The sequence below is a fragment of the Microbacterium hydrocarbonoxydans genome (genome assembly GCF_023715885.1).
Classification (GTDB): domain Bacteria; phylum Actinomycetota; class Actinomycetes; order Actinomycetales; family Microbacteriaceae; genus Microbacterium; species Microbacterium hydrocarbonoxydans_C.
The window spans coordinates 632,063-652,588 of the sequence record NZ_JAMBOY010000001.1 but is presented as its reverse complement, the minus strand read 5'-3'; the positions used below and the strand labels follow the sequence as shown (position 1 = coordinate 652,588).

19 protein-coding genes are annotated in these 20,526 nt (G+C 68.8%); 6 read left to right on the top strand and 13 right to left on the bottom strand.

Translation table 11 applies throughout. The annotated features are described in order from the left end of the window. Window positions 1-6: 6 nt before the first annotated feature. Both M3195_RS03120 and M3195_RS03115 read right to left on the bottom strand, forming a co-directional pair. Window positions 7-1,434, bottom strand: coding sequence for a CCA tRNA nucleotidyltransferase (locus M3195_RS03120; protein ID WP_251585092.1), 1,428 nt, complete (start codon window positions 1,432-1,434; stop codon window positions 7-9). 136 nt (window positions 1,435-1,570) lie between these two features. Further along, on the bottom strand, window positions 1,571-1,864 hold the full coding sequence (locus tag M3195_RS03115; RefSeq protein ID WP_251585091.1) for a DUF4229 domain-containing protein: 294 nt from the start codon (window positions 1,862-1,864) through the stop codon (window positions 1,571-1,573). Window positions 1,865-1,922: 58 nt separating this feature from the next. On the opposite strand from M3195_RS03115, the gene M3195_RS03110 reads away from it, so the two are divergent. Then, window positions 1,923-3,680 carry an alkaline phosphatase family protein gene (locus M3195_RS03110; protein WP_251585090.1) on the top strand — a complete coding sequence of 586 codons (1,758 nt, stop codon included), beginning with the start codon at window positions 1,923-1,925 and terminating at the stop codon, window positions 3,678-3,680. Window positions 3,681-3,683: 3 nt separating this feature from the next. On the opposite strand, the gene M3195_RS03105 is transcribed toward M3195_RS03110, so the two are convergent. The 4 genes from M3195_RS03105 to M3195_RS03090 all read right to left on the bottom strand — a co-directional run bounded on the left by M3195_RS03105 (window position 3,684) and on the right by M3195_RS03090 (window position 7,320). After that, entirely contained in the window at window positions 3,684-3,890 is a 207-nt protein-coding gene (locus M3195_RS03105) for a type II toxin-antitoxin system PemK/MazF family toxin (RefSeq protein ID WP_251585089.1), read from the bottom strand. A gap of 38 nt (window positions 3,891-3,928) precedes the next feature. Continuing rightward, window positions 3,929-5,926: an MSCRAMM family protein gene (locus tag M3195_RS03100; protein ID WP_251585088.1), complete on the bottom strand. Its 1,998-nt coding sequence runs from the start codon at window positions 5,924-5,926 to the stop codon at window positions 3,929-3,931. 44 nt (window positions 5,927-5,970) lie between these two features. Next, on the bottom strand, window positions 5,971-6,537 hold the full coding sequence (locus tag M3195_RS03095; protein WP_251585087.1) for a small multidrug efflux protein: 567 nt from the start codon (window positions 6,535-6,537) through the stop codon (window positions 5,971-5,973). Between the two features lie 87 nt (window positions 6,538-6,624). Continuing rightward, the gene (locus tag M3195_RS03090) at window positions 6,625-7,320 is read right to left on the bottom strand and encodes a GOLPH3/VPS74 family protein (protein WP_251585086.1); all 696 of its coding nucleotides are present in this window, start codon (window positions 7,318-7,320) and stop codon (window positions 6,625-6,627) included. An 81-nt stretch (window positions 7,321-7,401) separates the two neighbouring features. Between M3195_RS03090 and M3195_RS03085 the strand changes: the two genes are divergently transcribed. Beyond that, a complete protein-coding gene (locus tag M3195_RS03085) occupies window positions 7,402-8,001 on the top strand; it encodes a TetR/AcrR family transcriptional regulator (RefSeq protein WP_251585085.1) in 600 nt (199 codons plus the stop codon). 54 nt (window positions 8,002-8,055) lie between these two features. Here the strand turns inward: M3195_RS03085 and M3195_RS03080 are convergent, their stop codons facing one another. Both M3195_RS03080 and M3195_RS03075 read right to left on the bottom strand, forming a co-directional pair. Beyond that, entirely contained in the window at window positions 8,056-9,111 is a 1,056-nt protein-coding gene (locus M3195_RS03080) for an LLM class flavin-dependent oxidoreductase (protein ID WP_251585084.1), read from the bottom strand. Between the two features lie 118 nt (window positions 9,112-9,229). Continuing rightward, complete coding sequence (locus M3195_RS03075) at window positions 9,230-10,762, bottom strand: DUF7059 domain-containing protein (RefSeq protein WP_251585083.1); 1,533 nt, start codon at window positions 10,760-10,762, stop codon at window positions 9,230-9,232. Between the two features lie 98 nt (window positions 10,763-10,860). Here M3195_RS03075 and M3195_RS03070 point away from each other — a divergent pair, with 98 nt between their 5' ends. The 4 genes from M3195_RS03070 to trxA all read left to right on the top strand — a co-directional run bounded on the left by M3195_RS03070 (window position 10,861) and on the right by trxA (window position 16,040). Next, entirely contained in the window at window positions 10,861-12,969 is a 2,109-nt protein-coding gene (locus M3195_RS03070; RefSeq protein WP_251585082.1) for a DUF6049 family protein, read from the top strand. Then, on the top strand, window positions 12,962-14,581 hold the full coding sequence (murJ, locus tag M3195_RS03065; RefSeq protein WP_251585081.1) for a murein biosynthesis integral membrane protein MurJ: 1,620 nt from the start codon (window positions 12,962-12,964) through the stop codon (window positions 14,579-14,581). Before M3195_RS03070 ends, murJ begins: the two co-directional genes overlap by 8 nt. A gap of 93 nt (window positions 14,582-14,674) precedes the next feature. Next, on the top strand, window positions 14,675-15,649 hold the full coding sequence (gene trxB, locus M3195_RS03060) for a thioredoxin-disulfide reductase (RefSeq protein ID WP_251585080.1): 975 nt from the start codon (window positions 14,675-14,677) through the stop codon (window positions 15,647-15,649). A gap of 67 nt (window positions 15,650-15,716) precedes the next feature. Then, the gene (trxA, locus tag M3195_RS03055; protein ID WP_096713591.1) at window positions 15,717-16,040 is read left to right on the top strand and encodes a thioredoxin; all 324 of its coding nucleotides are present in this window, start codon (window positions 15,717-15,719) and stop codon (window positions 16,038-16,040) included. Window positions 16,041-16,091: 51 nt separating this feature from the next. Here trxA and M3195_RS03050 read toward each other — a convergent pair whose 3' ends face one another. The 5 genes from M3195_RS03050 to M3195_RS03030 all read right to left on the bottom strand — a co-directional run bounded on the left by M3195_RS03050 (window position 16,092) and on the right by M3195_RS03030 (window position 20,405). Then, on the bottom strand, window positions 16,092-16,637 hold the full coding sequence (locus M3195_RS03050; RefSeq protein ID WP_251585079.1) for a GrpB family protein: 546 nt from the start codon (window positions 16,635-16,637) through the stop codon (window positions 16,092-16,094). Window positions 16,638-16,656: 19 nt separating this feature from the next. After that, entirely contained in the window at window positions 16,657-16,992 is a 336-nt protein-coding gene (locus M3195_RS03045) for a tryptophan synthase subunit alpha (protein ID WP_096713593.1), read from the bottom strand. A 9-nt stretch (window positions 16,993-17,001) separates the two neighbouring features. After that, window positions 17,002-18,450: a sugar porter family MFS transporter gene (locus M3195_RS03040; protein WP_251585078.1), complete on the bottom strand. Its 1,449-nt coding sequence runs from the start codon at window positions 18,448-18,450 to the stop codon at window positions 17,002-17,004. Between the two features lie 63 nt (window positions 18,451-18,513). Beyond that, the gene (locus M3195_RS03035; RefSeq protein ID WP_251585077.1) at window positions 18,514-19,479 is read right to left on the bottom strand and encodes a ParB/RepB/Spo0J family partition protein; all 966 of its coding nucleotides are present in this window, start codon (window positions 19,477-19,479) and stop codon (window positions 18,514-18,516) included. Continuing rightward, a complete protein-coding gene (locus M3195_RS03030) occupies window positions 19,479-20,405 on the bottom strand; it encodes a ParA family protein (RefSeq protein ID WP_251585076.1) in 927 nt (308 codons plus the stop codon). The genes M3195_RS03035 and M3195_RS03030 overlap by 1 nt, the downstream gene beginning before the upstream one ends. Between the last annotated feature and the right edge of the window lie 121 nt (window positions 20,406-20,526).

The window sequence follows — 20,526 nt, the reverse complement described above, 5'->3', positions numbered from 1 at the left end:
CCGCGCTCAGCCCCGGGTGGCCCACCATTCTCGGAGGCGCTGCTCGGCAGCATCCGCCCCGATGACGCCCTCGTCGAGGCGCAGATCGAGCAGGAAGCGGTAGGCCTCGCCGACCTCGCGGCCGGGACGGATGCCGAGCACCTCCTGGATGCGGTTGCCGTCGAGTTCCGGGCGGATCGAATCGAGCTCCTCCTGCTCGCGGAGCGCCGCGATGCGCGCCTCGATGTCGTCATAGGCCGAGGCGAGCCGCGACGCCTTGCGCTTGTTGCGCGTGGTGACGTCGGCGCGGGTGAGGATGTGCAGGCGCTCGAGCTCGTCGCCGGCGTCGCGCACGTAGCGCCGCACCGCGGCATCCGTCCATGCACCCTCTGCGTAGCCGAAGAAGCGCAGGTGCAGCTCGATGAGCGTCGCGACGGTGTCGGTGGTCGCCGTGTCGAAGCGCAGAGCCTGCAGGCGCTTTCGCGCCATCCGCGATCCCACGACGTCGTGGTGGTGGAACGTGACCGCTCCCCCGTCTTCGAGCTTGCGCGTGCGGGGCTTGCCGATGTCGTGCAGCAGTGCCGCGATGCGCAGCGGCACGTCGGAGACAGCACCGGGATGCCGCGAGTGCTCGAGCTCGATCGCCTGACGCAGCACGGTGAGCGAGTGCTCGTAGACGTCCTTGTGGTGGTGGTGCTCGTCGACCTCGAGGCGCAGCGCGCTGATCTCGGGAAGGAACTCATCGACGAGTCCGGTGTCGACGAGCACGCGGATGCCGCGCACAGGGTCATCGGTCTGCATGAGGCGCACGAGCTCCGACTGGATGCGCTCGGGGCTCACGATCGAGAGGGTGCCGCGCAGCTGCTCGATCGCGGCGGTCGTCGCGTCGTCGATCGCGAACCCGAGCTGAGCGCTGAACCGCGCACCGCGCAGCATGCGCAACGGGTCGTCGCCGAACGAGACGTGTGGATCGGTGGGCGTGCGCAGCACTCCGGCGACGAGATCCTCGACGCCGCCCGTCGGGTCGATGAGCTTCACCGCAGGCACCTGCAGCGCCATCGCGTTCACCGTGAAGTCGCGGCGGATGAGGTCGCCGTCGATCGTGTCGCCGAACTCGACGGTCGGCTTGCGGGTCACCCCGTCGTAGCTGTCGGCGCGGTAGGTCGTGATCTCGACCTGCTCGCCCTGCACGCGGGCGCCGATCGTGCCGAAGGCGCGTCCGATGTCCCATTGAGCCGTCGACACGGGTGTGACGATGCGCAGGATGTCGTCCGGCTGCGCATCCGTCGTGAAATCGAGGTCGTGGGTCTCGCGTCCGAGGATGGCGTCGCGCACCGGACCGCCCACCACGGCCAGATCGAACCCTGCTGCGGCGAATGCGTCGGCGAGGGTGTGGACCACCGGATTCTCGGCGAGCGCGCCGAGGCGGGCGAGGCCATCGGCCATGTTGAGCATGGGTTCCAGCGTACCCGGGGGGACTTCCGGGGCTGGAAAACCCAGACTTCCGTCGTGGAGGGCGGCGTGGCGGACCGAGACACGCCGGGTGGATGCCGTGTGCTCTCCGTTTTCCGGTCGGCTCCCGCCCTGCGGCTCAGAATAGAGGGTTCTCGCCCCTCGCCTGCGCGACCGCCGCAGCTCTGGTCCGGATGAGGCGCAGCAGCAGGGCGCTCAGCACGAAGCCGCCGACCAGCGCGATCGCCATGAGCACCCACACGCCGATCTCGGGGTCGATCACGCCCAAGCCGTAGATCAGCACGACGCCCAGCAGCAGGATCGGTCCCTCGACCAGCGCGAACGTCACGAACAGGCGCGTCTGCTTCGCCAGGTACTCCCTCTCCACCGCTCGCACCCGTGCACCGATCGACGAATCCCCCGCGTAGCTCATGCCCTCACCGTAGCGAAGGGCGGGTGCGCTCGCACGCGACGGAGCCTAGGATCGCCTCGTGGCGGCAGACGACGAGCGCAGACCGAACGACACCTCCCGGCGGGGTTTCCTGAAGATGGGAGGAGCCGCTCTCGCGGGCGCCGTCGTCGGCGGCGCCGGCGGTGCGGCGATCGGCGCGAGCGTCGCCGGGAACTCGCGCGACGGATTCGCCGCCGACCCCGATCCGTTCTCCGCCCTCACGCCGCGCAGCGAGCCCGGGTTCGACCACCTCGTCGTGGTGATGGGCGAGAACCGGTCGTTCGACAACCTGCTCGGTTTCCTCTACACGGCCGAGAACCTGCCTGCGGGCGAGACGTTCGAGGGCCTCGCGTTCGGGAAGCACAGCAACACGGCATCCGACGGCACGGTCGTCGACGCCCACATCTACACCGGCGATACCGACCGGATCATGAGCTACCCCGACCCGGATCCCGGCGAGGAGTACCCGCACGTCAACACGCAGATCTTCGGGACCGTCGATCCGAAGGGCAACGCCGATCTCTTCGCCGAGCAGATGACCGCTCCCTTCAATGCGCCGACGCACGGCGAGAAGGCGACGATGTCGGGGTTCCTCAAGGACTACATCATCAACTTCCGCCGCCTGCGCGGCGGTGAGGCGCCGAAGCCTGCTGAGGCAGCGCACATCATGGGCTCTTTCTCACCCGAGATGCTGCCGGTGCTGTCGACGCTCGCGACCGAGTTCGCGGTTTTCGATCACTGGTTCGCTGGCGTGCCGTCGCAGACGTTCTGCAACCGCTCCTTCTTCCATGCGTCGACCTCGCACGGATTCGTCACGAATCAAGGCGGGGCCGGCTTCGGCAAGTGGCTGTCCGCACCGGCGGCCCCCACGGTCTTCAACCGCCTCGAGGACAAGAAGGTCAGCTGGAAGATCTACATCGACAAGCTGCAGCTCGTCTCCTATACGGGGATGCTGCACGTCGCCGTGCTGGAGAAGTACTGGCGCACCGAGCACTTCGGCACGATGGAGGACTTCTATGCCGACGCGAAGAACGGCACCCTCCCGGCCTACGCGTTCATCGAGCCGCGCATGGTCTACGACCACAACGACTTCCACCCGCCGTTCGGCTCTCCGCGCGAGGGCGAGGTCGACGGGCGCGAGGTGTTCGACAGCGCGATCTCCGACGTCCGCGCGGGCGATCGGCTGATCCACGACATCTACGAGGCGATCCGCACGAGCACCTCGCCGAAGGGGTCGAACGCGGTCAACACGCTGCTGCTCATCACGTTCGACGAGCATGGCGGCACCTACGACCACGTCCCGCCGCCCGCGGCGACGAAGCCGACGAAGGACACGGGCCCCGGCGAGATGGACTTCTCCTTCGACCGCCTCGGATGCCGCGTGCCGGCCATCGCGGTGTCGGCGTATACGAAGCGCAACACGATCATCCACGACGAAATGCACCACGGATCCGTCACCGCGACGCTGTCACGCCTGCACGGCCTGGAGCCCCTCAACGATCGCGACCAGTCGGCGAACACGCTGTACAACGTTGTGAACCTCGACAAGCCGCGGCATCCATCCGACTGGCCGATCACGACCCCCGCCTACACGCCGCCGAACCCCGAGGAGCGGAAGCCGCAGGACGGTGTGGAGGCGCAGATGAAGCCTCTCACTCCCCCGGCCCGAGGGCTGCTCGGGCTGCTGATCGCGAAGTACGGGCGCCCCGACGAACCGGAGCCGAAGACGTTCGCCGACGCCTATCGCCTCCTGCACGAGCACGGCGAGGAGCTGTTCGGCCCGCCGAAGACGTCGTGACGGTCAGAGATCGAGGAAGTCGCCCAGCCAGGTGCGCACCTCGGCCAGACAACGCGGGCTGACCGAGCCCGCGACACCGGTGAGGTGTTCGCGCGAGACCGTCCTCGGCTGCTCGGTCATGATCCACGAGGGGCGGTCGAGTCCGCTCGGGCCCTCGACCGCAACATGATTCGGCCAACCCCGATCGACAGTCGTGATGGTCGTGGTCATACTTCGAGAATGCCGGTGCACCTTCGTCGGGGGGTACGTCAGGCGTCGATGTCGCTGCTGTCCCGGCGGGAGCGCCGCCGCGAGACCACGAGCAGCATGGCGCCGAGGGCCAGCACCGCCGCTCCCGCTCCCGCCCACGCGAAGGTCTCCGGGCCCAGGCCCGTGCCGGGGAGCCGCGTGACTCCACCGCTCCCTGCGCCAGGCGTCACCGCGCCGCCGGTTCCCGGACCGACCGGGTTGACCGGATCGACCGGGTCGACCGGCGGTACCGCAATGGCAGCGAGGGTGAAGTCCTGGTCGACGAAGGTCTCGCCCGCACCCGTGACCGTGACCGTCCGCGTCGCCGAGCCGACGACTGTCGTCCCCGAGGGCGGCGTGATCGTGATCGTGTAGGTGCCGGGCGACAGGTTTCCGAGACCGTAGTTGCCCGCAGCATCCGTCGTCAACTGCTGCGATGTGCCACCACCCGCAACCGTGACGACCGCCCCCGCGATCGGCACTCCACCATCGCCTCGCACGACGCCGTCGAGCGCGCCCAGCCGTGCCAGCGCGAAGTCCACGTCGACGACGTCGTCAGCTGCGACGCTCTCCGTCCGCGTCGTCGACCCGGTCGCGGTGTAGCCCGCCGGAGTCGTGACCGTAACGTCGTACGCGCCCGACGGCAGACGCGGGAACGAGTAGTCGCCGTTCGCGTCGGTGACGGCGGTGAGGATTGCGCCACCGGGCGCCGTCGCGGTCACGGTGACGCCGGGCACTCCCGCGCCGTTCGCAAGCACTGCGCCGCTCAGCGTCGGGTTCTCGACGAACGCGAAGTCGACGTCTTCGATGGGCACCTCGCTGTCGGCGGGGACGTTGATGATCTGCGTCGGATCGGTGATCGAGTAGCCGGCCAGCGCCGACACGATGACCGTGTGACCACCCACCGGCACAGAGTCGAACAGGTAGAAGCCGTCGGCATCGGTCGTCGTGCTCTGCCCGCCGTCGATCGAGACGGTCACGCCGGCGAGCGCGTTCCCGTCGTCGTCGGTCACGCGACCGGACACCGCGACCGGCACGATGTCGCGCACCTCGAAGTCGGTGACGGCATCGGCATCCGTGAGATCGACCTGCTGCGCGTTCCCGCTCACCGCGATCTTCCCCGGCGGGGCCGTGATCCGTGCGGTGTACCCGCCGGACGCCACGATCCCGGAGAACGAGTACGAGCCGTCGGGGTCGGTCGTGGTCGAGGCGACGATCACTCCGTTCGCGTCGGTGAGACTGACCGGCACTCCGCCGAGGGGTCCGTCGACGATGTCGGTCACGACTCCCGTGATGTCGCGCGCGATCGACGCGAACCAGGTCTGATAGACCGGGAATCCGGCGCGGCGGGTGAAGACGAAGCTCAGCGAGCTGATGGGAGCGGAGGGTTCGAACCAGGCCGATGCTCCGCTCGTGTCAGCCGCCGCGGTGTTGCCGGTGAGCGTCAGAGTCGCCGGGTCCCACGCGGGGACATCCGCGGCATCCCCCGTGCAAGACGGCTTGCCGGCCAGTCCGGGAGCGCAGTAGTTGAATCCGCCCTGGAACCCGAGCTGCGCGGCGGTGAGCGCCTGTCCGTCCGGTCCGGTCGCCTGGATGCGCACCGAGTCGGCATCGATGTCGCCGAGCACGAACGCCCACCCCGACGTCGGGGTGGGGTTCGTGAAGGAGTAGGTCGTGGTCGACGGACTGGCGGCGTTGTCCGCACGGGGTCGGAGGTTCAAGTACTGCTGATTGATGCTCGACCCGTACTTCGCCCCCACATCCGTGCTCGCCGGCAGCCACACCGACGTGCCGGGGATGACGCCCACCTGACCCGCGCGCGAGTCGCTGGTCATCGTCGCGGTGATGGCCGGGCTCGCGGCGATCTCGACCGACGTCGAGTACGCGCCGCCCGTGCCCGTGAGGGGCTGCCACGTCGCCCACCGGGTGGTGGTGGCTGCTGCAGCCGGGATCGCCCCGACCAGCACGACGGCGAGCGCGACCGCGCCCGCCAGGATCCCGCTCTTGGGCGCACGCATACGGCCAGAGTATCGGGATATCGGTTAAGAAGGGAGGGGCGATCTCACGCCGTGACAAGGCTCAGCACCCCGGTCGCGATGAGCGTGGTGAGGCTCGTCCAGAGCACGATCGCGATCGCCTGCCACAGCAGCACCCACTGCTTCGACACACCCGTCGAGACGAGCACTGCGGCCGTGAACTGCGTGGGGAGAGCGAGCGGGCCGAGGATGCTGGCTCCCGGCACGCCGAAGCGCACGAGGAAGCGCTTGAGCCGCTTCACGCCCTTCGACTCGGTCGTGCCCTCGGGGCCGGTCGCCTCGGGGTCGTTCGCCTCGGCACCGGCGATCCCGGGACCGACGGCGGCCGGCGAGCTCTGCGCCCGACGTGCACGCCGGGCGAGGATCGCCGCGCGGATCCGCGCGCCGAAGAAGACGACGAGCAGCACGGACAGGAAGTTGCCGGTGACCGCGGCGAGCGCGGCCACGACCGGGTGGAGTCCGGCCCAGACGCCGAGGACGGACGCGAGCTCGCCCTCGATGAAGGGGATGGCGGCGGCGAGCGCCACGATCAGCGGTTGGATGAGCAGAGGCACCTCGGCCGCGAGGTTCTGCAGGAATTCGAAGACGTTCATGTTCTCTCCTCGGAGTGAGTGCGGGGGTGGTCAGCGGCACAGCGAGCACCGCTGCACCGGGAGCACAGCGGGCGGGATACCGCGGGGTCAGCGGTTCGTGATGACGGCGGTGGCGACGAGGGTGTTCGTGATGATCGCGATCATGGTGCGGGTGACGGCAGCGGCAGCCGCATCGGCAACCCAGTCGCTCCGCTCGATCTCCTTGGCGCGGGTCGCCGTGATGCCCGACCACGGGATCTCCCTGTGCAGGGTCGGCAATCCGCCGCTCGCCGAGACGAGTGCGATCACAGCGGCGATGCGCGGTTCGGGCTGCTGGCCGTCGACGAGCGCGCGGCGCATGGCGTCGACGATCTCGCCGCGACGACCCGTGTCGCCCTCGGAGAGCTTCGTGGTCGGGAAGACCCCGAGCGCGCGATGCGCGGAGCGATGGAGGTGCCCGCGCTCGACGAGGCGGTCGAGCAGCGGGGCCCGCAGGTTCGGCCCGATGGCGGCGAGCACGCCCTGCACTTCGCGCGGCTTCTCGGAGATGTAGTCCCAGGCCGGACGCAGCAGGGGGTCGTCGGGCGCGTCCCCCTTCGCATGGATGCGCACGCCGCGGATGCCGGCGTCTTCGCTCCAGGCGCGTTCCGTGCTCGCCAGATCGGCCAGCACGGCCCCGCCGAGCACGTAGAAGAGGGTGTTCTCCCCGGCGATGGTTCCGGAGGAAGGGTCGAAGAGCGCGAGGAGCACGTCCTCGGCGAGAAGGGTGCCGGTGCGCTGCGTGTGAATGCTGTCGTCGGTCATGGGATCGAGATTAGCACACTGTACTAGCACGGTGTACTGGAACGGTGTGCCAACCGTCTAGACTCAACTGCGGAGGCAGTGATGGGTACCAGGGAGCGAATCCTCGAAACGACCACGGAGATGATCCGCGAGGGCAGCGAACGTCTCAGCGTGCGGGCGGTCGCGAAGCGCGCCGGATGCGGTGCGAGCACGCTGCGGCACTACTTCCCGACGCAGCGCGACCTCCTCAACGCGGCGCTCACCGCGACGTACGAGGCGGCGATGCCCGACGAGCGCATCCGCGACACCTCTGTGCCTCCGCGAGAGCGTCTTCGCGAGTGCCTGCTGCGGCTCCTCGAGCCGTTCAGTGGGCCGGATGCCGCGCGCGATGTCTGGCTGAGCATCTTCGAGGCCTTCGCCGGCCCCGAGGCGACTCCCGAGGCGCGCGCCGGGTACGACGTGCTCGCAGCGCAAGCCGATCAGCGCGTGGGCGCATGGCTCGCGATCCTCGAAGCCGAAGGCGCGCTCGCGACCGGCGACAACGCGCGCCGCACCCACTTCCTGCTCACGGTGGTCGACGGCCTCTCGATCGCGAGGGTCCTCCCCCGCCGTGGCATGCACCTCGAGGACGAGGCCGCCACACTCGCTCGCGCCGTCGACGCCGTGTTCGACGTGCCTTTCCCCGTCGCGTCAGCGCACTGACGACGAAGAAGGGGCGGATGCCGCAGCATCCGCCCCTTCTCCCGTCACAGCCCGTCAGACCGGGTCGCCCTGAACGGGCCCCTCGGTGTTGGGCTTCCAGCCGAGCGCCGGAGCCACGTGCTCGGCGAAGGCCTCCAGCACGTGCAGGTTGTACGCCGGTCCGAGCTGGTTCGGGATCGTGAGGAGCAGGGTGTCGGCCGACATCACGGCCTCGTCCGCCCTGAGCTGCTCGATGAGCACATCGGGCTCGGCGGCGTACGTCTTGCCGAACGTCGAGCGGAATCCGTCGATGATGCCGACCTGGTCGGCGTTCTCCTCGCTGCGGAGGCCGAAGTAGGCACGGTCCATGTCGGACACGAGCGGGAAGACGCTGCGGCTGACCGACACTCGCGGGGCGCCGGTGTGACCGGCATCCTTGTACGCCTTGCGGAACAGGTCGATCTGCTCGCGCTGCAGTTCGTGGAAGGGTTGACCCGTCGCCTCGGTGACGAGTGTCGAACTCATCATGTTGAGACCTTTGCGACCCGTCTCCTCGGCGGTGGCCCGCGAGCCGGAGCCCCACCAGATGTGGTCGCGCAGCGTCGGCGACTGCGGCTCGATCTGCAGGTAGCGCCCTGCGCCCACCATGCGCGGGTCGCCGGGGGCGAGTCCCTCACCGTCGATCGCGCGGAGGAACAGGTCGAACTTCTCGCGAGCGAGCACGCTGCCGCGCTCGGGGTCCTCCTCATCGTGGAAGCCGAACGTCTCGTATCCGCGCAGCGCGGTCTCGGGTGACCCTCGGCTGACGCCCAGGGCGATCCGACCGTCGGAGATGAGGTCGAGCGCGGCGGCCTCCTCGGCGAACTGGAACGGGTTCTCGTACCGCATGTCGATGACGCCGGTGCCGACCTCGATGCGCTTCGTCCGCGCGGCCATCGCCGCCAGGACCGGCATCGGGGAGGCAGCCTGGCGCGCCCAGTGGTGCACGCGCACCGAGGCGCCGTTCACGCCGAGCTCGTCCGCGCCCTCCGCGATCTCGATCGTCTGCTTGAGCATGTCACCGGCGGTGCGGGTCGCCGAACCCGGCACATCGGCGTAGTGCCCGAAAGAGAGGAATCCGAAAGCCTTCATGGTGTATTCGAACGCATGGATGCTGCGAGCTATTCCGCGCCACTTCTGCGGCCATCGTCACCTTCTGCGGCCTCTGCGTCCGCCAGTGGCCGCAGAACCTGCCCGAGGCCGCAGGAGTTCACGCGGCAGCCGACGCGAGGAATCCGTCGACCACGAGCGCCCGGATCCGCGGCTCGAGGTCGGCCCACAGCACCGGAAGAGGCACCTCGAACAAGTCGGCGAGCGCAGCGGCGATCTGCATCACGGTCAGTTCACCGTCGCAGGCCCCGACGAACGCAGCGAGCGCCGGATCGACCGACACCGTCCGCGCGAACGCGCCGCCCTGGCGCAGCTCGATGATGCTGGGGTCGTCGCTGCCCGGCAGCAGGTGACGGGCCTCGGTGACGTCGGATGCCGTGACGAGCGTCATGGGCAGCCCCTCCGCGAGCAGGTCGTGGGCCGCGAGCCCGGCGCGCAACGCCCCGCCCACGTTCGACACCGGCTGGATGACACGCTCCAGCCGCCGCAGCGGCGCAGCTCCCGACGGTCGACGGATGAGGATGTACCCGAACCCGACCCCGGTGACGCCGCGCTCTGCGAAGTCGTCGAGCCAGGCGGTGAGCAACGGCGTGAACTCGGGATCGCGGGGCGTCGTGCCGCCGTCGCGGATCCACAGCTCCGCGTAACCGAGCGGCGTCAGCTCCTCGCGCTGCACGACCCACAGGTCCAGGTCGTCCGGGACCCATGACGAGAGTCGGTCGAGTCCAGCGCGGCGCGCCAGCTCGACCTGACCGCCGCGCGACTCCCAGTTGCCGAGCAGCTGGGCCGCTCCGCCCACCGTGAGGAACCCCGGCGCCGCCCGCACGAACTGCTCGACGAGCGCGTCGCCGACGAGGCCGCCGTCGCGGTACTCGTACTCCGGCACCCCCTCGACCCGCGGCGTGATGACGAACGGCGGATTCGACACGATGAGGTCGAAGGCCTCACCGGCCACCGGCTCGAACATGCTGCCCAGGCGGAACTCGATGTTCGAGACGCCGTTCAGCTGCGCGTTGAGCTCCGCATACGCCAGCGCCCTCCGCGAGATGTCGGTCGCGACGACGGCTCCTGCATGGCGCGATACGAGCAGCGCCTGGATGCCGCAGCCGGTGCCGAGGTCGAGCGCCCGGTCGACCTCCACCGGCATGATGATCTCCGCGAGGGTGCGTGACGCCCCGCCGACGCCGAGCACGTGGTCGGACGGCAGGGCGCCGCCCAGGGCCACCTCGTCGAGGTCGCTCGCGATCCACCACTCCCCCATGCCGTCGGCGTCGACGAACGACTGCGGACGCAGCAGCGCGATCGGAACGACCTGATCGCCCTCGATCCGCCCGAGGCCGAGTGCCGTGAGCCCGTCGAGACCGAGCCGTGGGAGCGCGGCGGAGACGGACGCCATCGGTTGCGGCATCCCGAGCACGAAGAGGCGTCCGAGCGTCGCGAGCACGCCGTCGTCGCGGGCGGTCGCGCGGAGGATGGGCTCACGCATGCCGCGGGCCAGCGCGTCGTCGGCCTCCTCGCCCCAGAGGCGTCGGAGGGGTTCCGACCGGAGATCGGCGGCGTCGAGATCGGCGGCGAGGGCGGTGCTCAGGGTGCGATCGGGGACGGGCGCTGCGGTGTCGGACACGGCCGTCACTCTACGCGTCTTCAGGGTTCTCTTTCGGGCGGACGCCTAGAATCGCAAAGTCACGACTCACGAGCCGCCTGAGAACACGGCGCTCGAGGAAAGACCCCATGACCGCGAGCACCTCCGAGAACGGCCTGCGCGCGCGCCTGCACCGCCTGGCGCGCGGTTCCGTCGTCGCCGCAGCCGTACTCGGCCTCTGCACCACGGGAGGCATCGCCCCGGCGGTCGCCGACTCATCCCCCGAAGATCCGACAGTCGAGCTGCACGTGTCAGCCGGCCTGCGAGGCACCGTCGCCCCCGGCAGCGCCACCACGGCATCCCTCACCGTGCAGAACGAGTCGACGACCGAGCTGCCCGCCGGCCGGGTGACCGTCGAGCTCAGCCGCACGCCACTCGGCGATGAGACGACGCTGCAGAGCTGGCTCGACGAGGCCGAGACGGCAGGGTCTTTCGATGAGATCGGCTCCGACACCACGACTCCCGTCGACCCCGACAGCTCGGCGACGACGAGCATCCTCATCCCCGCCGAGACGATCGGCGAGCTCACCCCCGGTGTCTATCCGCTGCGCGCCACGCTCACCGGCGCGGCGACCGCCGACATCGACGAGGACGTCACCTCGATCTCGGTGCTCGTCGTCTCCGAACCCACGGCGGCTCCGATCGCCGTGCTCGTCCCGGTCACGGCGACGCCGGCCGACGGCGCGCTGCTCAGTTCCGAGGAGCTCAGTCTCCTCACCGCCGCCGACGGGGCGCTCACCGCCGTGCTCGAGGGCGTGTCCGGCACCTCGGCGGTGCTCGCCGTGGATCCCGCGATCCCGGCATCCATCCGCGTGCTCGGCTCGGCGGCCCCCGCGCCCGCCGTCGAATGGCTGCGCCGACTCGACGCCCTTCCCAACGAGCGCTTCGCCCTGCAGTTCGGCGATGCCGACCTGACCACCCAGTCGCAGGCGGGTCTCACGGCTCCGCTGCAGCCGACGAGCCTGGCGCCGTATCTCGACCCGAGCCGCTTCGCGAACGTCGCGACGCCCACGCCGACCCCGTCCGACGGCGCGGCGGATCAGACTCCGCAACCAGCCGACGGCGGTCCGGTGCTCCCCGACGACGCGGCGTTGACCGCCGTCGACGGAGCCGTCGAGGGCATCGCCTGGCCGCGCAGCGATGTCACCGACGCCGACCTCGCCACCTTCTCGACCTACCTCGGCGGCGACGCCGTCACGATCCTGTCGTCATCGGCCACGAGCGGAACGGTCGGCGGCCACTCCCTCATCGACGGGCACGACGTGCTGGTGACGGATGCGGCGGCATCCGGCGCCCTCTCGAAGGCGGCCAGCCAGAACAACGCCGCTGTGCGCCAGCAGTTCCTCGCGCAGGCCAGCGCTCACCTCTCCCTCTCCGGTCGCGCGAGCGCTACGGCGCCGGTCCTCGTCGGGCTCAGCCGCGACGACACCCGCTCGGCCGATGCCCTCAAAGAGACGATCGGCTCGGTCGACACCCTCGGGTTCTCATTGTCCGGCATCCTCGCGGCACCCGCGGCGACGACCACCCTCGCAACCGAACCCGACGGCGGCCGCGGCACCGATCTGCAGCGGATGCTCGCCGATGAGGCCGTGCTGGGCGAGTTCTCGACCATCCTCGACGACCCGCAGGACATGCTGAGCCCCAAGCGCATGCAGATCATGCGGGCGACCGCGGTCGGGCTCGGCGCGAAGGCGTTCGACAAGGCCGTCTCTGACGTGAAGGACGCCACGCGCGACACCCTCGCCGCGGTCGACATCCCGCCCGCCAGCACGATCCAGCTCCTCTCGGCCAACGCCGATCTGCCATTCTCGGTGCGCAACGACCTGCGCTGGCCCGTGAACGTCCGCCTGACGGTCTCGCCGAGCGATCCTCGCCTCGACGTGCAGACGGTCACCGATGCGACGCTGCAGCCCGGGGCCATGACCCGCATCAAGGTGCCGGTGTCGGCCCGCGTCGGCAGCGGCGAGCTGCGTCTGGGTCTGCAGCTCTCCAGCCCGACCGGTGTGCCGATCAGCCAACCCGAGAGCGTGCGCGTCTCGGTGCGCGCGGAGTGGGAGACCATCGGGCTTGTCCTGTTCGGCGCCCTGATCGTGCTGCTTCTCGGTCTCGGCACGATCCGCACGATCGTGCGTCGCCGACGCGACAAGCGTGCAGAATCAGCCGAGGATGCCGTCACCGTCGGGGAGTCGAATGAGTAGTCTCGGCCGCGCGAGCGCCATCATCGGTGCCGGGACCATGATCTCCCGCGTCACCGGGCTGCTCCGCACCATCGTGCTCGTCACGGTCATCGGTTCCGTCGGGGCCGGCGCGGCCGACGCCTTCGCCGTCGCGAACCAGCTTCCCAACAACGTCTTCTCGCTGATCTCGGTGGGCGTGCTGACCGCCGTGATCATTCCGCAGATCGTGAAGGCGACGGCGGATGCCGACGGCGGGAACGCCTTCATCTCGAAGCTCTTCACACTCGGCACGGTGGCTCTCGTGGTCATCACGGGAATCGCGACGATCGCGTCCCCCTGGCTCGTGTGGCTCTACGCGGGGGCCAAGGGCACACCCGAGCTCCTCGCCCTCGCCACGGCGTTCGCGTACTGGTGCATGCCGCAGATCCTCTTCTACGGGCTCTACGCGCTGCTCGGGGAAGCCCTCAACGCCCGCCGCATCTTCGGCCCCTTCACCTGGGCGCCCGTCGTCAACAACGTCGTCTCGATCATCGGGTTCCTCGTCATCGGCGCGGTCTTCGGCGGTCCGCTCACCCGCGTCTCCGACTGGACGCCCGAGATGATCGCCGCACTCGGCGGCACGGCGACGCTCGGCATCCTCATCCAGGCCGCGATCCTGCTCGTCTTCTGGCGGCGCACCGGGCTCTCGCTGCGCCCCGACTTCCGCTGGCGCGGTGTCGGACTCGCCGGCGTGGGCAAGCTCGCCGGGTGGACGTTCTTCATGGCCCTGGCCAGTCTCGTCGCCGGCGTGGTGCAGACGCAGATCCTCACCGAGGCCGCGGGCAAGGGCGCCTCGATCGCGACGTTCCAGTACGCCTGGCTGATCTTCATGCTCCCGTACTCGATCATCGTGCTGTCGATCGGGACGCCGTACTTCACGCAGATCAGCGAGCATGCGGCCGCGGGGCGCGACGACGAGGTCCGCGCCGACATCGCCCGCAGCATCCGCACCCTCCTCTTCTTCATCGTCGCGGCGGTCGCGGCGGTGGCCGCCGCCGCCATCCCGGCCTCCCGCGTGTTCACGAACGGGGCATCGGATGCCGAGGCCGCCGCCCTCGTGCTCCTCGGATTCCTCGTCTGTCTGATCCCGCTGACGGTGCTGTTCATCGTGCAGCGCACGTTCTACGCGTACGGAGACACACGCACGCCCTTCCTGTTCACCCTGTTCCAGTGCGTGCTCGTGGTGCTCAGCGCCCTCGTCACGCAGTGGCTCCTCACCGCCGACGTGATCGAGGTCACGGCGGTGGCCGCGACGATCGCGCTCGGGCAGTCCATCGCCAGCACGATCCAGACGGTCGTCGCCACCTGGCTGCTGCACCGCAAGATCGGCGGGCTGCGCGTGCGCTCGTGGCTCGCCGCGATCGGTCGCTTCGCGATCGCCGGGATCCCCGCCGGTCTCGCGGGGTGGGGCGTCTTCCTACTGCTCGGCGGACCGGAGGGCTGGACCACCGCCGACAAGCTCCAGGGCGCGGTCGGGACAGGCATCATCGGCATCGCTGTGCTGGTCGTCTACCTGGGCATCCTGGCCCTGTTCCGGGCGCCGGAGCTCGCCGTCGCCGGGTCCCTGCTGCGCCGTTTCCTGCCCGGTCGCTGAGCCCCCGCACGAGGGAATGCCGCACGGTTACCATTGGTTGAACCAGTCGAGCGTCCACCGACGTCTCTGCAACGCCTCGATCACGGAGAGCACATGCGTCAGGTCATCATCATCGGCTCCGGCCCCGCCGGATTCACCGCCGCCATCTACGCGGCGCGCGCGAACCTCAAGCCCCTGCTCATCGCGAGCTCGGTCGAGGTCGGCGGCGAGCTGATGAACACCACGGAGGTCGAGAACTACCCCGGCTTCCCCGAGGGCATCCAGGGCCCCGAGCTCATGGCGAAGTTCCAGGAGCAGGCCGAGAAGTTCGGTACCGAGGTCGTCTACGACGACGTCACCGAGCTCGACCTCGCCGGACCCGTCAAGAAGGTCACGCTCGGCAGCGGCGCGACCCACGAGACCCGCTCGCTCATCTATGCCACCGGCTCCGCGTACCGCAAGCTCGGCATCGAGGGCGAGGAGCGCCTCTCGGGCTACGGCGTCTCCTGGTGCGCCACCTGCGACGGCTTCTTCTTCCGCGAGAAGACGATCGCCGTGGTCGGCGGCGGTGACTCGGCGATGGAGGAGGCCACCTTCCTCACCCGCTTCGCCGACAAGGTCTACGTCATCCACCGCAAGGACTCGCTGCGCGCCTCGAAGATCATGCAGGAGCGCGCGTTCGCGAACGAGAAGATCGAATTCGTGTGGAACAGCGAGGTCGTCGAGATCCTCGGCGGCGACTCGGTCGCCGGTGTGCAGCTGCGCAACACGGTCGACGGCACTCTGAGCGATCTCGCGCTCGACGGTCTGTTCATCGCGATCGGCAACGACCCGCGCACCCACCTGGTGCACGAGAAGCTCGATCTCACGCCCGAGGGCACGATCTGGGTCGACGGCCGTTCGTCGAAGACCTCGGTCCCCGGTGTCTTCGCCGCCGGCGATGTGATCGACCCGACCTACCGTCAGGCCATCACCGCTGCCGGGTCGGGCACGGTCGCGGCTCTCGACGCCGAGCACTTCCTCGCGGATTTCGATGACGCCTCGGTCGAGGTTCCGGCCGCCGAGGCGGCGGAGATCATCACGGCCTGAGCGGTCGGGAACACTTTCACCTCGCCCGCTGTTGTAGCAGGCGAACCTCGAATCAAGGAGAACTCTGATGAGTGCAAAGGCTACGAGCCAGGCGACCTGGGAGCAGGACGTCCTTCAGGCCGAAGGTCCCGTGCTGGTGGACTTCTGGGCCGAGTGGTGCGGACCGTGTCGCATGGTCTCGCCGGTTCTGGACGAGATCCAGTCCGACAACCCCGACAAGATCACCATCCTCAAGCTGAACGTGGACGAGAACCCGCAGCTGGCGATGCAGTACCAGATCACGTCGATCCCGGCTATGAAGGTGTTCCAGGGCGGTGAGGTCAAGACGACCATCATCGGCGCGAAGCCGAAGTTCGCTCTCGAGCAGGATCTCGCCGCTTTCATCGGCTGATCCGCCGTCACGACCTCACGGGCCGTCACCCTTCCGGGTGGCGGCCCGTCGTCATTTTCGCTCGTCGCGGCGTTTGTCCGACACCGGTACGGCCGGCAAGCCGCGCGCGTGGCGCGCGGCATCGACGAGTTCCTGGATCACCTGCGTCTTGGCGGCGTTGTACGACGCGGTACCCCGGGCAGCTGCAGCGACGGCATCGCACTTGGCATGCGCATAGCGCGCAGCATCCGTCGGGTGCTCGCGGAGCCAGTCACGGAGGATCCGCTGGTTGACCGTCTCCCACTCCGCCGCGGTGAAGAAGTGGGCGATGGCGGAGCGGATGCCGTCGCTCTTCCGCACCATGACAGGGTGTGTCGTGACCGAACTTCCGAGCGCCCACCGAGCCGCCTCGAGCGCCGGTCTGTGTGCCTCGAAGTCGTCGTGATCGCGCACACGAATCGCCAGATCGATGACCGGCTTCGCCCGCATACCCGGTACAGCGGTTGATCCGATGTGCTCGATGACCCATTGGGGATCGGCGGCAGAGCGGATGCCGTCGGCCAGCGCCTCGAACAGCGAGGGCCAGGCAGGGTCGTAGGCGACCAGCATCCGCGGCATATGCGCTGTCAGGGGGACGTCAGGACGCGTCCGCGATCGTGGGATCCCAGCGGCGGTGACGCTGCTTCTCGTCGAGAAGTCCCCACACGGCCGGCGTGAGCTCAGGGTACTCCAGCGCGATCTGGCGCAGCACGCGGTAGTGACGAGCCTCGTTCGGCCGCACGCCGTCGTTCGCGGTGATGTTGTCGGCGCGCAGCAGGTAGACGACGAGCTCATCGACGCTGGGAAGCTCCTCCATGAACTCCCACGGGTCTTCACCGCCCAAAAGGCGCTCCTGGATGAGCACGGCGAGCTCGTCCGACGCTTCGGCGCGCAGCACTTCGAGGCTGGCGCGGCGGGGAACGGACTCGGTCATGCTTCCAGCCTACGTCCGCTGGCGACGTCCTCGGCGCTCGACGACCAGTTCGTCCGACATCTCCTCGAGCTCGCGGCCCTTCGTCTCGGGGACCTTGAAGTAGACGAAGAAGAACGACAGCAGCGCGAAGAACGCGTAGAAGCCGTAGGCGAACGTCAGGCCGATTTCGGCGAAGGCCGGGAACGTCGTGGAGATGAAGAAGTTCGCCGCCCACTGCGCCGCTGCAGCGACCGCGAGGGCGCCCGCGCGGATGGAGTTCGGGAAGATCTCTCCGAGGAGCACCCAGACCAGCGGACCCCACGTCGCGCCGAAGAACACCACGAAGCCGTTCGCGCAGATCAGCGCCACCGTCGCCCACGGGTCGGGCAGGGTCGCCGTCCCCTCGGCGTTCAGGGTGCCGAACGAGAACGCCACCGCCATGAGGCCGAGGGTCACGGTCATCCCCACCGACCCGACGAGCAGCATGATCCGGCGGCCGACCTTGTCGACCAGCAGGATCGCCACGATCGTCACGACGATGTTCGTCACCGACGTGATCACCGAGGTGAGGAGGGCGCTGGACTCGTCGAATCCGACCGACTGCCACAGCGTCGTCGAGTAGTAGAAGATCACGTTGATGCCGACGAACTGCTGGAACACCGACAACAGGATGCCGACCCACACGATCGGCTTCAGCCCGAGGCGGCTGCCGCGCAGATCACGCAGCGACTCCGACTTCTCGGTGTCGATCGTGCCCGTGATCTCCTTGATCTTGGCGTCGACGTCGACGGTTCCGGTGACGGTCTGCAGGACTTCGGATGCCCTGTCGATCTCGCCCTTGCGCACGAGATATCGCGGAGATTCGGGGAGTCGGAGCGACACGAGACCGTAGACGAGGGCGGGGATCGCCGCGACCATGAACATCCACCGCCAGGCCGTGAGTCCCCACAGCGGCTGGTCGGCCTGACCGGCGATGCCGGCGAGCAGCGCGTCGGACAGCAGCGCGGCGAAGATACCGGTCACGATCGCGAGCTGCTGCAGCGACCCGAGTCGTCCTCGGATCGCCGCCGGCGAGACCTCGGCGATGTATGCGGGGGCGATGACGGATGCCGCGCCCACGCCGAGACCGCCGATCACCCGCCAGATGATGAGGTCGACGACGCTGAACGCCAGACCCGAGCCGATCGCCGAGATGAAGAACATCGCCGCGGCGACGACCATGACGGGGATGCGCCCGCGCTTGTTCGCGATGGGCCCTGCGAACCAGGCGCCGACCGCGCAGCCGATGAGCGCCGACGACACCGCGAACCCCTTGAGGCCGACGTTGAGGTCGAATCCCGACACGGTTCCCGCCAGAGCATCCACTGCTCCGTTGATCACGGCCGTATCGAAGCCGAAGAGGAAGCCGCCGAGGGCTGCCGCGATGCTGACTGCGATCACCCGGCGTTGGATGCCGGCCGGATTCTGCGCTGTGGACATTGTCGTCCCCCTCATCCTCACGATGACGCGAGTCTAGAGGACGCCCGCCTCAGCGGAGCGGCATCACGCCGAGCCGTAGCCGGACTGCCCGAGTTCCTCCAGGATGCGGTTGAGGTCTTGAATTGAAGCGAAATCGATCGTGACCTGGCCTTTGCGCGCGCCCAGCGAGATCTTGACGCGCGTATTCAGTCGGTCGCCGAGGCTGCCGGCGACCTCGTCGAGATACGCCCGGCGCGCGCCCGGCGTCGGCTTCACCGAGCGACCGGGTGCCGACGGAACGCTCTTCGCGGCCTCCTCCGTCGCCCTCACCGAGAGGTCCTCGTTCACGACCTTGTCAGCCAGTCGCTGCATAGCCTCGGGCGAGTCGAGGCTGAGGATTGCGCGAGCGTGACCCGCCGTGAGCACGCCGGCGGCGACGCGCTGCTGCACCGGTACCGGGAGCTTGAGGAGGCGGATCGTGTTGCTGATCTGCGGCCGCGACCGTCCGATGCGGGTCGCGAGCTCCTCCTGGGTGATGCCGAAGTCGTCGAGGAGCTGCTGGTACGCGGAAGCCTCCTCCAGGGGGTTCAGCTCCGAGCGGTGCAGGTTCTCCAGCAGCGCGTCACGGAGCAGGTCCTCATCGGCTGTCTCACGGACGATCGCAGGGATCGCGTCGAGTCCGGCCTCGCGGGCGGCGCGGGTGCGCCGCTCCCCCATGATCAGCTCGTAGTCGCCGTCGCTGTTCTTGCGGACGACGACAGGCTGCAGAACCCCGAACTCGCGCACGCTGTGCACGAGTTCCGCGAGATCCTCGGGATTGAAGTGCGTGCGCGGCTGCCGCGGGTTCGGCACGATCTTCTGCGGGTCGACCTGCACGAGATGGATGCCGGGAACGGCCTCCAAGTCAGAGGTGTCGACCGTCTCCGCGGCTGTGTCCTCCGCTGGGCGAATGCTCGCTCCAGGGAAGAACACGTCCACCGGACGCTCCGCCTGATCGGCCGTGGGGATGAGAGCCCCGATCCCGCGACCCAAACCGGTGCGCTTCGCCATCATTTCTCCTTGCTCTGCGCCGCTGCGCGCGACGCGATCTCGACTGCGGCTTCACGATAGGCGATCGCGCCGGCGGACTGCCCGTCGTAGGCGATCACGGTCTGCCCGAAGCTCGGCGCCTCCGACACCCGCACGGAACGCGGGATGACGGTATCGAGCACCTGCGACGGGAAATGACTGCGCACCTCATCCGCCACCTGCTGCGCCAGACGCGTGCGCCCGTCGTACATCGTCAGCAGGATCGTGGAGAGGTGGAGGCCAGGATTCAGGTGCTTCTGGATCATCTGGATGCTCCCCAGCAGCTGGCTCAGCCCTTCCAGCGCGTAGTACTCGCATTGGATCGGGATGAATACCTCGGACGCCGCGGTGAAGGCGTTGATCGTAAGAAGGCCCAGCGACGGCGGGCAGTCGATGATGACGAAGTCCATGTTCGTCGTCTCGAGGTAGTCGAGAAGCGCTCTGCGCAGCCGATGCTCGCGCGCGACCTGGGCGACGAGTTCGATCTCGGCGCCAGCCAGGTGGATAGTGCTCGGGGCACAGAAGAGGTTCTCGCTCTCCGGGCTCTGCTGCACGATGTCTGCGAGAGGGAACTCTTCGATGAGAACGTCGTAGACGCTGGGCGTGTCCGCGTTGTGCGGCACGCCCAAAGCAGTCGACGCGTTGCCCTGCGGGTCGAGGTCGATGACGAGCACCTTGGCGCCGAGGCTTGCCAGGGCCGACGCAATGTTGACGGCACTCGTCGTCTTTCCGACTCCACCCTTCTGGTTCGAGACCGTGAAGATGCGGGTGTCCCCCGAGAACTCGACCTGCACGTTCTCCAGCGCCCGGCGACGAGCGGAGAGGTCTGCGAGTTCCCGCGCGAGCGGTGTATCCATCCCGAAGGAGTCCTTCGACGATGCCTGTTCGGACTGTTTCACGTGAAACATCCACTCCTTTCGGGACCGTCTTCCACTCTAATCGGTCGGTCGGACGTTGCTCGTGCTGGCCTCGCTCTGGAGGCGGGTCGGGTCCTGGTGGTGCCGGGAGGGATAGGTTGTTCGTTCGTAG

Bases quoted from the DNA above. Each gene is read 5' to 3' on its own strand.
- M3195_RS03030 (WP_251585076.1), bottom strand. From the start codon at position 20,405: ATGTTTCACGTGAAACAGTCCGAACAGGCATCGTCGAAGGACTCCTTC.
- M3195_RS03100 (WP_251585088.1), bottom strand. From the start codon at position 5,926: ATGCGTGCGCCCAAGAGCGGGATCCTGGCGGGCGCGGTCGCGCTCGCC.
- M3195_RS03050 (WP_251585079.1), bottom strand. From the start codon at position 16,637: ATGCCGCGGATGCTGGTCGCCTACGACCCTGCCTGGCCCTCGCTGTTC.
- M3195_RS03080 (WP_251585084.1), bottom strand. From the start codon at position 9,111: ATGAAGGCTTTCGGATTCCTCTCTTTCGGGCACTACGCCGATGTGCCG.
- M3195_RS03070 (WP_251585082.1), top strand. From the start codon at position 10,861: ATGACCGCGAGCACCTCCGAGAACGGCCTGCGCGCGCGCCTGCACCGC.
- M3195_RS03115 (WP_251585091.1), bottom strand. From the start codon at position 1,864: ATGAGCTACGCGGGGGATTCGTCGATCGGTGCACGGGTGCGAGCGGTG.
- M3195_RS03040 (WP_251585078.1), bottom strand. From the start codon at position 18,450: ATGTCCACAGCGCAGAATCCGGCCGGCATCCAACGCCGGGTGATCGCA.
- M3195_RS03120 (WP_251585092.1), bottom strand. From the start codon at position 1,434: ATGCTCAACATGGCCGATGGCCTCGCCCGCCTCGGCGCGCTCGCCGAG.
- M3195_RS03045 (WP_096713593.1), bottom strand. From the start codon at position 16,992: ATGACCGAGTCCGTTCCCCGCCGCGCCAGCCTCGAAGTGCTGCGCGCC.
- M3195_RS03105 (WP_251585089.1), bottom strand. From the start codon at position 3,890: ATGACCACGACCATCACGACTGTCGATCGGGGTTGGCCGAATCATGTT.
- murJ (WP_251585081.1), top strand. From the start codon at position 12,962: ATGAGTAGTCTCGGCCGCGCGAGCGCCATCATCGGTGCCGGGACCATG.
- trxB (WP_251585080.1), top strand. From the start codon at position 14,675: ATGCGTCAGGTCATCATCATCGGCTCCGGCCCCGCCGGATTCACCGCC.
- M3195_RS03035 (WP_251585077.1), bottom strand. From the start codon at position 19,479: ATGGCGAAGCGCACCGGTTTGGGTCGCGGGATCGGGGCTCTCATCCCC.
- M3195_RS03090 (WP_251585086.1), bottom strand. From the start codon at position 7,320: ATGACCGACGACAGCATTCACACGCAGCGCACCGGCACCCTTCTCGCC.
- M3195_RS03085 (WP_251585085.1), top strand. From the start codon at position 7,402: ATGGGTACCAGGGAGCGAATCCTCGAAACGACCACGGAGATGATCCGC.
- M3195_RS03095 (WP_251585087.1), bottom strand. From the start codon at position 6,537: ATGAACGTCTTCGAATTCCTGCAGAACCTCGCGGCCGAGGTGCCTCTG.
- trxA (WP_096713591.1), top strand. From the start codon at position 15,717: ATGAGTGCAAAGGCTACGAGCCAGGCGACCTGGGAGCAGGACGTCCTT.